A 14,628-nucleotide genomic window follows, 5' to 3' on the forward strand; every position below is an offset into this window, starting at 1 on the left:
CACGCGCGATCCGGGGCAAAGGGCGATCGCTTCGTTCGAGCCCTTAATGTGCGGCAGTCCCGCAAAGCTTCGATCTCACAGGTCGCCGAAATCGGGCGGGACCGCCGGTTGGGTGCGCGCGCATTCCGGGCCGCGCTGTCCAGTCCACACCCCGCTTAAGGTTAGCCGCTGTGCTGTCTTGACGCAGTCACGCAACAGTGGAAACAATTTGCAATTATCAGAAAAGTCTTTCCGACGGTCGGAAATTGCAATTTCGAGAATCCAGGCGACGCCGGGCAACGGGGCAAGGCGTCGAACAATAACAAGACCATTTCATTTCAAACTCACGCCGTTGGGCTGACGGCGAACCCAAGAAATCAAGAAGGTTACGGGAGGGGCTCACCATGAGCGACCGCACGATGTCACGCGTCGCGTCGATACCGCGTTCCGTTTTCGACGATTGAACATTTCTCCATCCGCACAACGCGACGTCGCGTCCGCGCGCTCGCGAACAATGCCTGTTGCCCTATCGAGAAAGATGAATCGCCATGATCATTAACGGCACCAACGCAAACGATCAGATCACCGGCACCAGCGCGTCTGACATCATCAACGCTAAGAACGGCGACGATGCCGTCGGCGCCGGAGCGGGCAATGATCTCATCCAGGGCGGCAACGGCAACGACACCATCAACGCCGGTGCAGGCAACGACATCATCGACGCCGGCAACGGCAACGACACGGTGGATGGCGGCACCGGCAACGACATCATTTTCGGCGGCAACGGCAACGATACGGTGCTCGGCGGGGCGGGCAACGATCTGATCTCCGGCGACAACGGTGACGACATCATCGACGGCGGCGCCGGCACCGACATCGTCAGCGGCGGCAACGGCAACGACATCCTGATCTATCGTGCCTCGGAGAATGTAGGCTCGGTCGACATCTACGACGGCGGCAAGGGCCAGGACACGCTCCGCCTCGTCGTGACGCAAACGATGGCGAACTCGACCTCGTTCAGGTCCGATCTTGCGGCCATCCAGGCCCTCATCGCGCGCTATGGCAGCGCGGACTATGCGTTCAGGAGCTTCGATCTCGCCGTCGCTTCGATCGAAAAGGTCGAAGTCGTCATCGAAGGCCCGACCAATCACGCGCCTGTCGCAGTCGCGGACACCGCCTCCGTCAAGGAGGACGTGACGACGATTGCCAGCGGCAATCTGCTCGCAAACGACACGGACGCCGATGCCGGCGATACCCACAGCGTTTCGGCCGTAGCAGGGGGGACGGATAACGGCACCACGATCACCGTGGCCGGAACCTATGGAACGCTGGTGGTCACCAAGGCGACCGGCGCCTACTCCTACACGCTGAACAATTCCAGCGCCGCCGTGCAAGCGCTCGCCGCAGGCCAGCAGGTGACGGAGCAATTCACCTACACGAATGCCGACAACCACGGTGGAACTGGGTCGTCGACGCTCGCGGTGACCATCACCGGCAACAACGACGCGGCCACCATCACGGTATCGGGAACCCAGGACATCTCCGTGACGGAGGCCGGAAGCATCGCCGGCGATCCCAACGCGTCGGGCAAGCTTGCGGTGCTAGATGCCGACAGCGGCCAAGACCATTTCGCAGTCCCGGCCTCGCTCGCCGGTACCTATGGCAATTTCACCTTCAATGCGGCGACGGGCGCCTGGACCTATACGCTCGATCCCGTGAAGTCGAACCCGCTCACCGCGGGGCAGCAGGTCACCGACACCCTGACGGTCGTCTCCGCCGACGGCACCGCCACCCGCGACATCGTGGTGAACATCACGGGTACCAACGACGCCGCCGTGATCGGCGATCTCGGTCAGCACGACGTCACCGAGGACGGTGTGCTGACGGCGTCCGGCACGCTGTCGATCAACGATGTCGACTTGAACCAGAATTCGTTCCAGACCGTCGTCGCCTCCGCCCCCGGCAACCTCGGTGCGCTGACGATCGGCACCAACGGCGCCTACAGCTATTCGGTCGCCAACGGCGCCGTTCAATATCTCGGCCAGGGCGAGACCCGCGACGAGATCTTCACCGTCAAGGCTCTGGACGGCACGTCCAAGAACGTGACGTTCACGATCCACGGCGTCAACGACGCCGCGGTCATCGGCGGCCCCACCCAGCACGACGTCACCGAAGACGGCCAACTGACCGCCTCCGGGCAGCTGACCATCAGCGATGCCGACCAGAACCAGGCCGCGTTCCAGGCCGGCCAGATTACGGCAGCCGGGAATCTCGGCACGGTGACGCTGCAGGCCGACGGTCATTACACCTATTCGGTGGGCAATGCGGCGATCCAGTCTCTCGGCGCCAACGACGTCAGGACGGAGACCTTCACGGTCAAGTCCGTCGACGGCACGAGCAAGAGCATCAGCTTCGACATCCACGGCGCGCAGGACGCGCCGACGCTGAGCGTTCACGACTCATCGGGCGCCGCGGATAGCAACATCGTATTGCAAATTGCGGCCACGAAGATCGACCAAAGCAGCACCTTGTCGGTGAAGATCGAGGGCGTGCCATCGAGCTTTACGGTCCAGAACGGCGCATCGATCGGCGACGGCACGTGGCTTGTGACGGGCGACTCGATCCAGAATGTCGTCCTGATCCCGAACCACGCGGTCGGCAGCCCCGATCCCTTCACCCTGCACGTCACCGCCATCTCCGACGACGGCGTTCATCAGGCTGTGAGCACGGCCAATCTTGCGCTGACGGTGAATTCCGGTGCCAACGAGATCAACGCGCTGGATATCGACGGCTATATCGGCGGCGCGACCGTCTTCGCCGACGCCAACAACAACGGGATACTCGACGCGGGCGAGGCGTTCACGACGACACGGGCCGACGGCAGCTTCACGCTGGCGGGCGGATCCGGCCCGCTCGTGAGCATCGGCGGTGTCGATATCTCGACGGGCTTGCAGGTCGCGGGTGTGCTGAGGGCGCCGGAGGGCTCCACCGTCATCACGCCGCTGACGACGCTGATCGTCGCTTTGGTCGACAGCACGGCAGGCGATGAGCATCCGCTGACGGTGGACCAGGCCATCGGCGCCATTGCGGCCGCATTCAACGTCAATCTCCTCTCTGATCCCCAAAACCCGATCGACCTGCTGTCGTACGACCCGGTGCCGGCTGCGGTGAGTGGCGATGCGACGGCGACCGCGGTGCTTGCTGCGGCCATCCAGGTCCAAAGCACGGTGGCCCAGGTTTCGGCGGTCGGCGTGGCGCCGGATGCGGTGATTTCAGCTATTGCGGGGGCCATTACCGCATCTCAGACCGCTCCCAACGCGCCGGCCTTCGATCTGGCCTCTTCGGATACGGTTCAGAGTGTTGTCACGCTGTCCGGAGTCAGCACAGCCGCTGCTGCGACGGTTATCCAGGTCGTTGCTGCCGCGAACGACAGCATCCAGACGGCCACGAACGTCACCGAGCTGGCGCAAGCCGGTCAGGTCGCCCAAGGTGCGGCTGCAGATCAACTAGCGACGACCAATTTTGCCGATCAGGGTTCCATCGATCAACTGACCGACCGCTTTGTCGATCATCTCGACACCGAGGTCGCGAATGCCGTGCTGACCCCGATCGGGAGCACCTTGTTCGGTTCGCTCGGCGATGACGTGCTCTCCGGCGGAAGCGGCAATGATCTGATCGACGGCCAGGACGGCAACGACCGCATCAGCGGAAGTGACGGGAACGACATCCTGTTCGGCGGCGCCGGCAGGGACTATCTCACCGGCGGTTCCGGCGATGATATTCTCGACGGCGGCCCGGGCTTCGACCGCGCCGTCTACACGGACGCAGCCGGCGGCGTCACGATCAATCTTGCGGCGGGAACGGCGTCCGGCGCAGGCGTCGGGACAGACACCCTCGTCAACATCGAAGCAGCCATCGGCAGCAACTTTGCCGATACGTTCAACGCAGCTGGCTTCACCGGCGACGCTCACGTTCCGGGCAGCCCGGTCGGCTACAACGAGTTTGAAGGCAAGGGCGGCGACGATTTCATCATCAGCAACACCAACAGTCAGGGTGCAGAGCTGACGCGCGTTTCCTACGTCAGCGCCACTGGCGCGGTGACGGTGGATCTCGCCGCCGGTTACGCCCAGGGTGATACGTCGGTGGGCCATGACACGCTCGTGGGCTCCGGCTTCAACGGTGTCTGGGGCTCCGCCTACAGCGATACGATTCTGGGCAGCAACAATCCGATGTTCACCGCGGAGGTCTATTCGGGCTTCGCGGGCAACGACTACATCGACGGCCGCGGTGGCTTTGACCGCGTGGACTACAACGTTGATCCGAACACCACGACGGGAATTACGGTCAATCTCGCCGCCGGCTCCGTGACCGGCGATGCGACCATCGGAACCGATACGTTGCGCGGGATCGAGGCGATCCGCGGCACGAACTTCGCCGACACCTACAATGCCACGGGCTTCGGCTCGGGCAGCATCAATGCCGGCTCGAGCGGGACGTTCAACGAGTTCACCGGCAACGGTGGCGACGACCTCATCACCGGCAACGGCTTCACGCGGCTCGGTTTCAATAATGCCACCGGCGGCGTCAACGTTGACTTCGTCACCGGCATCGCCACCGGCGATTCATCGGTCGGCACCGATCAATTCACGGGCGTCAACGCCGTCCAGGCATCGATGTTCGACGACACCCTGCTGGGCGGCGCGACCAACGACACCTTCACCGGCCTTGCCGGAAACGATTACATCGACGGCCGTGGCGGCTTCGACGTCTCGTCCTACAACAATATCTTCTTCGTCACGGGCAGCATCAGCGTCGATATGGCGGCCGGCATCGTCACCGGAGATGGGTCGAACGGCACGGATACACTTCGGTCGATCGAAGGTATCCAGGGCACCAACTTCGACGACACGTATAATGCGACCGGTTACGGTACGGGGGCCAATGTCGGTAACAACGGCACCTTCAACCAGTTCGAAGGCCTTGGCGGCGATGATCAGATCACCGGCAACGGCAACACGCGCCTGATCTTCGTCAACGCGACCGGCGGGGTGACCATCAATCTCGCGGGTGGCACCGCCACCGGCGACGGCTCGACCGGCCAGGATAGCTTCACGGGCGTCAACAGTGCGCTCGGCAGCAATTTTGCCGATGTTTACGATGCGACCGGTTTCACCGGTCCCAACGCGAATTTCAATTCGTTCCAGGGCAACGCCGGAAACGACACCATCACCGGCAACGGCAATACCCAGATCCAGTTCGGCAATGCGACCGGCGGCGTGACCGTCAACCTCACCGCGGGCACGGTCGACGGCGACGGCTCGGTCGGCCACGACACCATCACCGGTGGCGTGTTCAACGTGGCGGGGTCCAACTTCAACGACACCATCATCGGCAGCGCCGGCAACGACGCTCTCTCCGGCAATGTCGGCAACGACACCCTTGATGGCCGGGCCGGCAACGACTCCCTCAACGGCGGCGCGGGCGCGGACACTTTCGTCTATGCAACCGGCGGCGGCTTGGACTTCATTCAGGACTTCGTCCACGGCCAGGACAAGATCGATCTGACCGGCGTCTACGGCATCTACAGCCTTGCCGATCTGCAATCGCATGCGGTGCAGAGCGGCCCCAACACGATCATCACGTTCAGCCCGAGTGAAGGCCTCACGCTTCAGAACGTCAACCTGAACAGCTTGACGGCCAGCGACTTCCTGTTCGGCACGCCGGCGGCACCGATTGTCGGTGACGGCAATCCGAATACCCTCGTCGGCACGGCGAACGCCGAATCCATCAGCGGCCTCGGCGGCAATGATCGGCTTCAGGGTCTGGGCGGCAGTGATTATCTGGATGGCGGTCTGGGCTTCGACCGAGCAGTCTATGCCGACGCGACCGGTGGTGTTTCCGTTAATCTGACGGCAGGCACGGCATCTGGACCGGGCGTCGGAACGGACACGCTCGTCAACATCGAAGGCGCGGTCGGCAGCGACTTTGCTGATACGTTTAATGCTACCGGGTTTGTGGGTGACAGCGGGATCCCGGGAGCCGCAATCGGTTTGGCCGAGTTCGAGGGCAGAGGCGGAGACGACACTATCATCGGCTCAGTCAATGCGTCCGGTGAAATCCTTGGTAGGGTATCCTATGCCAGCGCCACGGCGGCCGTGACGGTCGACATCGCTGCGGGAATCGCCGACGGCAATGCTTCGGTCGGACACGATACGTTCAGCGCCATCAACGCGATCGTCGGCTCCGCCTATGCCGACACTCTGCGCGGCAGCGACAATCCGAGCGGCACTTACGAGCAGTACGATGCCCGCGGCGGCAATGATCTGATCGACGGCCGCGGCGGCTACGATTTTGCGACCTACAATAACGACCCGACGACGGCATCGGGCATTACGGTCAACCTTGCGGCCGGCACTGTCACGGGAGATAGCTCGGTCGGTACCGACACGTTGCGTTCGGTCGAGGCCGTGCGCGGAACCAATTTCGCCGACACCTACAGCGCCGTCGGTTTCAGCGGTGTGAGCACCAATGCCGGCTCGTTCGGCACTTTCAATAATTTCGAAGGTATGGGCGGCGACGATACGATCAGCGGAAATGGCTCGACCCGGATCCAGTACACCCTGGCGCTCGACGGCGTGACGGTCGATCTCGCCCTGGGAACGGCCCACGGTACCGCGGCCGGCGACATCGCGCAGGTCGGCACCGATCATTTCACGGGTGTCAATGCGGTGATGGGATCGCTGTTTGGCGACGTCCTCAACGGGAGCGGTGCCAGCGAAGTCTTTATGGGGCTCGCCGGAAACGATCAGATCGACGGCGGCGCCGGGTTCGACACTGCTCAGTACAGCAACCTGACCTTCGTCACGGGGGGTGTCAGCGTCAACATGGCGAGCGGCACGGTCACCGGCGACGCCTCGACGGGCACCGATAGCCTGCGCTCGATCGAGGGCGTTCAGGGCACAATCTTCGCCGATTCCTATGATGCGACAGGCTTTGGTCAGGCTGGCGCACTCAACGTCGGCAACAACGGCGCTTCCAACAATTTCGAAGGTCTCGGCGGGGATGATGTCGTCACGGGCAATGGCAGCACGAGGCTAATCTACGGCAGCGCTACGGGCGGTGTGACCATCAACATGAGTGCCGGCACGGTCACGGGCGATGTGTCCGTCGGCCATGACAGCTTCACCAATGTCAACGCCGTCAACGGCAGCAACTTCGCCGATCTTTACGACGCGACCGGATTTGTCGGCCCGAACAACAATTTCAATATATTCCAGGGCCTGGGTGGCGACGATCAGGTCATCGGCAATGGCAACACTCAAATTCAGTATGGCAATGCCACCACCTCGGGCGTGACGGTCCACTTGGCGGCGGGCACCGCGAGCGGTGACGGTAGCGTCGGCAATGATACCTTCACCGGCGTCAACCAGGTTGTCGGCAGCAACTTTGCCGACATCTACGACGCGACCGGCTTCAACAGCGTCTACGGAACGTTCAACAACTTCATGGGCGGTGCCGGCAACGACACCATCACCGGCAACGGCGATACGCAGATCACGTTCGGCAATCCGACGGGCGGTGTTGTCGTCAACCTTGGAGCAGGGACCGTCGACGGCGATGCGTCGGTGGGGCATGACACGATCACGGGCGGCGTCAGAGCTGTCCAGGGCACGATATTCAATGACACTCTCACCAGTGGCGGCGGTGACAACACCCTGTTCGGCAATGCCGGCAACGACGTCCTCGATGGCGGCGCCGGGAACGACTATTTGAGCGGTGGTACCGGTGCCGATACCTTCATCTACGCGACCGGCGATGGTTCGGACTACGTCCAGGACTTCGTCCATAGCGATGGTGACAAGATCGATCTGACCGGCGTCAACGGAGTGTTCAGCCTTGCCGACGTGCAGGCTCACGCGACACAAATCGGTTCAGACACCAGCCTGGACTTCGGGGGCGGCAACACGCTGTATTTGCAGAACGTCAATCTCGGCAATCTCACCGCAAGCGACTTCGTGTTCGGAACGCCGATCATGGGAGACGACAATCCCAATACGTTGGTCGGTACGGCGCACAACGACACGATCGTTGCCCTCGGGGGGAACGACAGGCTTGAGGGCGGCGACGGTCTCGACCTTCTCGACGGTGGATTTGGCTTCGACCGAGCCGTCTATGCCGCGGCAACGGGCGGCATCGTCGTCAACCTCGCCGCTGGCACCGCCTCGGGGCCGGGCGTCGGAACGGACACGCTCGTCAACATCGAGGGGGTGATCGGCAGCGATTTTGCCGACACGTTCAATGCGGCCGGCTTTACCGGCTCGACCGGTTTGCCCGGCGTGGCCACTGGTCAGAGCGAGTTCGAAGGGCGCGGGGGCAACGACGTCGTTGTCGGCGACATCAACGCCCTGGGCCAGATCGTGACCCGGCTGTCCTATCTGGGGGCAACCAGCGCCGTTGCCGTCGACATCGGCGCAGGGACCGCGGATGGCGATGCCTCCGTCGGCCACGACACCTTCTCCAACGTCTCGACGATCTGGGGCTCGGCCTATAACGACACGATCTACGGCAGCGACAATGCGAGCTTCACGTACGAGACCTATGAAGGTCGCGGCGGCGACGACTATATCGACGGCCGCGGCGGCTACGACCAGGTCACCTACAATTCGGATACGGCGACCACGTCAGGCGTCTATGTGCATCTCGCCGCAGGCACGGTGAACGGCGACGCAACCGTGGGCACCGACACGATACGCAATGTCGAGGCCGCCCGCGGCACCAACTTTGACGACACGTTCGACGCCACCGGATTCGGCCAGGCCGGGGCAACCAATGTCGGCTCGTCCGGCACCTTCAACGACTTCGCCGGCGCCGGTGGCAACGACACCATCATCGGCAACGGCTTCACCCGCCTGAACTACCAGATCGCGGCCTCGAGCGTCAGCGTCGACCTCGAGACCAGCGCCATCGGGACGACCAACGCGGTCACGGTTGCCGGCAGCGCCACCGGTGCGACCGAGGGCACCGATACCTTCACTGGTGTCAATGCGGTGCAGGGCTCGACCTTCTCGGACACGCTGCTCGGCAGCAGCTTCAACAACAACTTCACGGGTCTCGGCGGCGACGACTATATCGACGGCCGCGCCGGCTTCGACACCGCGAGCTACAACAGCCTCAGCACGGTCACGAGCGGTGTTACCGTCGACATGGCAGCAGGCACGGCGACCGGCGATGCGTCGATCGGCACGGATACGCTGCGCTCGATCGAGGGCGTTCAGGGCACGGGCTATGCCGACACCTATGTGGCGACCGGCTACGGCCAGCCCGGTGCGCTCAATGTCGGCAACAACGGCACCTTCAACCAGTTCGAGGGCCTCGGCGGTGATGACCAGATCACCGGCAACGGCAATACCCGGCTGCTCTACACGAATGCCACCGGCGGCGTCACCGTCAACTTCCAGGCCGGAACGGCCAGCGGCGATGCCTCGGTCGGCCACGACACATTCTCCGGTGTCAACAGCGCCACCGGCAGCAATTTCGCCGATGTGTTCGACGCAACCGGATTCGCCGGCTTCAACGCTATCCAGGGCCAGGGTGGTAACGACACCATCATCGGCAACGGCAGCACGCAGATCCAGTTCGCGAATGCGACGTCCGGTGTGGTCGTCAACCTCGCCAACGGCACCGCGGACGGTGACGGTTCGGTTGGTCACGACACCATCGTGAGTGGAGTGACGAACGTTTCGGGCTCCAACTTCAACGACACGATCACCGGTTCCGGCGGCAACGACCTGCTGTCCGGCAACAGCGGCAACGACCTGCTCAGCGGCGGTGCGGGCAGCGACACCCTGAACGGCGGCACCGGTGCCGATACCTTCGTCTACGCGGCCGGCGGCGGCGCCGACACCATCGTCGAATTCCTGCAGATAGACGCCGACAAGATCGACCTCACGGGGATCCCCGGTGTCTCGACTCTCGCCGACATTCAGGCGCTTGCCACACAACAAGGGTCGAACACGGTCATCAACTTCGCCAATGGTGACACTCTCACGCTGCTGAACGTGACGCTGGCGAACCTCACGGCTGCCGACTTCATCCTGGGGCAAGGCGTGCACCTCACCGGCGATGCCGGCGCAAATACGCTGGTCGGTACCGCCTACGCCGACAATCTGAGCGGTCTCGCCGGCAACGACCGCCTCAAGGGCCTCGACGGCAATGATCTGCTCGATGGCGGCCTCGGCTTCGACCGCGCCGACTATGTCGCGGCAACCGGAGGCATTACCGCCAATCTCGCGGCAGGCTCCGTGACGGGTCCAGGCGTCGGCACTGACACGCTGGTGAACGTCGAGGCCATCGTGGGCAGCGACTATGCCGACACGTTCAACGCGACCGGCTTCACCGGCGATACCGGCATTGCCGGTACCAACGCGGGCTTCAACGAGTTCGAGGGCCGCGGCGGGAACGACAGCATCACAGGCGCGACCAACAGCCTGGGTGCGCTCCTGACGCGCATCTCCTACGCCAGCGCAACCGGCAGCGTGACCGTCGATCTGGCGGCCCATTCGGCGACCGGAGATAGTTCGGTCGGCACCGATACCCTGGTGGGTTCGGGCTTCGGGGGAGTCGTCGGTTCTGGATTTGGCGACCAGCTGCTTGGCAGCACCAATGGCCCTGGAACCGTGGAAATCTTCGAAGGCCGCGCCGGCGACGACTTCATCGACGGCCGGGCCGGCTTCGACCGGGCGGACTACGCGCTCGACCCGGCCGCGGTCGGCGGAATCAACGTTCAGCTCGCCTCGGGAACCGTGACGGGCGATGCCGCAACGGTCGGCACCGACACGCTGCGGTCGGTCGAATCCGTGCGCGGCTCGAACGCCGCGGACGTCTTCAACGCTGTCGGCTTCGGCGGATCCAGCCAAAATGGCGGGTCCAACGGCACGTTCAACGAATTTATCGGCATGGGAGGTGACGACAGCATCGTCGGCAACGGAAACACGCGCGTTGCCTTCACCAACGCAACCGGCGGGGTGACCGTCGATCTGCTGGCAGGTACTGCGAGTGGCGACGCCTCCACGGGCAACGATACGTTCAGCGGCGTCAACGCCGTGATGGGGTCGATGTTCAACGACACCATCCGCGGCAGCAACATTACCACGGCAACGGAGACGTTCACCGGCTTTGCCGGCGACGATTTCATCGACGGCCGCGGTGGGTTCGACATTGCCAGCTACAACAACCTCTACTTCTCGACCGGACCTGTTACCATCGACTTCACGGCGGGCACCGCGACCGGCGACGCTTCGATCGGCAACGATACGCTCCGCGGGATCGAGGGGGCCCAGGGCACCAACTTCAACGATGTCTTCACGGCCACGAATTTCGGCGCCGTCGGCTTCCAGAATGCCGCGACCAACAACGTCGGCAACAACGGCAACTTCAACCAGTTCGAAGGTCTGGCCGGCAACGACACAATCACCGGCAACGGCAACACCCGTATCATCTATTCCAGCGCGACCGATGCGGTGACCGTCAATCTGCAGGCGGGAACCGCAACCGGCGGCAGCTCGATCGGTACCGACACCTATGTGGGCGTCAACAGTGCGACCGGCAGCAACCAGAACGACGTCTACAATGCCACAGGCTTCACCGGCGTCACCTCGGCCGGATCGTTCGGCACCTTCAACCTGTTCGAAGGCCTGCTCGGCAACGACACCATCACCGGTAACGGCAATACGCGGGTGTCGTATTCCCAGGCGAGCGGGGGCGGCGTTTCGGTCGACCTTTCGACGGGAATGGTGAGCGGCGCGGCCGGTGCCGACGTCATCACCGGCGGCGTCAACAGCGTCCAGGGCTCGAACCAGGCCGACCTGCTCGTCGGCGGCTCAAACAACGAGTTCTTCTTCGGTGGCGGCGCTGGCGACACGATCAATGCCGGCGGCGGCAATGACGGCATGACCGGCCAGGGCGGCGACGATACGATCGACGGTGGCGCCGGCACCGACATGGCGATCTTCTCAGGCACGCAATCGCAGTACACCGTCACGACGGCGGGAACGATCCAGGTTCAAGACAATGTTGCGGGACGTGATGGCACCGACACCTTGACCAATGTCGAGGTGCTGCAGTTCAGCAATGCCATCGTGCTGCAGTCGGCGGGTACCTTGGGAAGTCCGATCGATCTCTCGGCGCAGCAGTTCTCCAACTCCGCACCCGTGATCGGAACGGCCGGAGACGATTATCTTCGCGTCGGGTCCAACATCTTCGGACACGCGCTCAATCTGGGGGCGGGGACGGGCGATACCGTCCTGCTCAACGGCACCTTCGGCAACGGCTACACGCTCAATCTCGCCGGCGTCGAGAACGTGATCGGCACCGGCAACGACGAGTTCGTCAATCTCACGGCGAACGCCAACGGGCTGGTCGTCGATCTCGGCGGCGGCAGCGATCAGGTCAGCCTCGCAGCCGGTGCCAACACGCTCAGCCTGATCGGCGTCGAGAATGTCGGCGGAACCGATTACGGCGCGACGCCCGGCGTCAACGACGTGCTCACCCTGTCGACGACGGTCACGGGCCTCAGCATCAGCCTCGGCAACGGCGACAACACGATGTACCTCGCTGCCGGCGCCAATTCGTTCGGGAACATCTACGACGTCAACCACGTCAACGGAACGACGAGCGCCGACACCCTGACCGTCACCGGTTCGATCGCGGCGGCCAACGGCGTCGCGATCGACCTCGGCGGCGGCCAGGACACGATCGTCCTCGATGGAAACTTCGCCACATTCGCCGCGATCGGTATCGAGCACATCGACGGCAATTCGGGCGACAATCAGCTCACCTTGACGAACGACATCAACGGAACCGCCATCGATATGGGCGGCGGAAGCGACTGGGTGTGGCTTGCCAACGGTGTCAATTCGCTCAGCATCAGTGGCGTCGAAAACCTCAACGGCAGCGACTTTACCGGCAATCTCAATCCGTCGAACGATACGGTCACGCTGCTGAACGCGGTGTCCGGCGTGACCGTCAATCTCGGCGAAGGAACGGCCAACGTCCTCAATCTCGCCGCAGGCAGCAATTCGTTCGACAATCTTTGGAACGTGAACCTGCTCAACGGCAGCTCGTCGGACGACGTTCTGACGTTGCAGGGCAGCCCGGCGAACGTGATCGATCTCGGCGACGGCAACGACACCCTGAACTTCAACATGAATGTCTTCGACATCACGGTGACGAACGTCGAGACCATCAACGGCTCCGCGAATTTCGACCGCATCACGATCGGCAACACGGCGGGCAACACCACGATCACCGCCGGGACGGGCGCGGACGAGATCTACGCCAGCGCGGGACATGACAACTTCCGCTTCGTCAGCACCGCGGATTCCGCCGCCGGTGCTGCCGATACCATTCACAATTTCGACGCGACCAGCGATAGCTTCACGTTCTCCGGCATCAGCATCGCCGGCGGTCACATCGAGTATGTGGATGGGGCGCCTCTGATCGGCGGCAACCAGGCTTCGGCCCATCTGCAGAATGTCGGGCCAGGCAACGACTATCTCCAGATCGATATCGATGGTGACGGAACGAGCGACATGGATGTGAGCCTGCTGAACGCCAGCGGCACGCTGCACAATGGCAACTTCCTGACGTGAGAAAGAGGGCCCGCTTCGGAGGAGGCGTCAACCGCCTGCCTTCGGAGCCGTCGTCCGGGCAGCCGGCCTCGGCCGCTGGCTCCCGATTGGATCGATCGACCGAAAGGCACTGGCGTGCGGTCTCCCAAAAAAAAAGACCGCCGCCACCTTCAGGTGGATCGGCGGTCTGTGGTTGAAAGCCGCTGGGCCCTCAGGGCTCCGTGCGGACAAGCGCTTCCGCGCTCACCGGACGTACCAATAGCCCCACCAGCGTTGGGAGACCGGGCGCGCCTGCGCCTTCATCGCCGCGACTTCCTCGACGGAGCGGACCTGCGGGCCGTAGATCGCGGGCGGATAAACGTCGTCCCACAGCACGACCCCGGTTTGGACATAGGCTGCCCGATGATGCGCCGGCGCAAGCGCGAGCTCGGCGGCCGGCGCGACGGAAGCTGTCATAGCGAGGGCGAAAGCGGAAAGGGCAATGGATGGAATAACCGCACGGAAGTTCATTGGATTGAATCCCTGGTCGAATGAGATACGAAATAATGCGACGGGTCCCGGATGGTTGCAAGGGCATGGGCTGGTCGATCGGCCGAAATTTCCTCCTCGAGGGCGGGCGCGGCGAGGCCGTCCAAGCACAGCGAGATGTCTCTCTATGGAATGACTCTTTCTATAATGAGTGCCTCTCACAGCGTGATCTCACTCGTCGCGAGTCATGCACACGAGATTTGCGCTGCTTGCACACAGGACATCAGGCATGAACAATCTTTCGGCGCCCCGGCGTCGGCCAGAACCATGATGTCGACACACTGCTCGCTCTTGATGAGTCCCGGACTTTCCAGGACGGCTCTCATGACTTCTGCCTTCGTCTCCGCTTTCATCTTCAGCGCCGGCATCATCTTGGGATACGCGCTGCGCGCTCGGCGGGTCCAGCGAAGTCCTGCAAACTCGTCCCGTGCCGCCTTGCATCGGGCGGCCGGGGCGACTCCTACCTCGACCTTCGGCCACGCCCGACGAGCCT

At 63.2% G+C, this 14,628-nt stretch carries 2 protein-coding genes; one reads left to right on the forward strand and one right to left on the reverse strand.

What is annotated here, in order from left to right; genetic code table 11:
• Window positions 1-527: 527 nt before the first annotated feature.
• The gene (locus CO669_RS26100) at window positions 528-13,628 is read left to right on the forward strand and encodes a VCBS domain-containing protein (protein ID WP_158228801.1); all 13,101 of its coding nucleotides are present in this window, start codon (window positions 528-530) and stop codon (window positions 13,626-13,628) included.
• Window positions 13,629-13,850: 222 nt separating this feature from the next.
• On the opposite strand, the gene CO669_RS26105 is transcribed toward CO669_RS26100, so the two are convergent.
• A complete protein-coding gene (locus tag CO669_RS26105) occupies window positions 13,851-14,063 on the reverse strand; it encodes a hypothetical protein (RefSeq protein WP_245444512.1) in 213 nt (70 codons plus the stop codon).
• Window positions 14,064-14,628: the final 565 nt, after the last annotated feature.

Origin of the sequence: Bradyrhizobium sp. Y36, from assembly GCF_002531575.1 — a bacterium.
Lineage (GTDB): Bacteria > Pseudomonadota > Alphaproteobacteria > Rhizobiales > Xanthobacteraceae > Bradyrhizobium.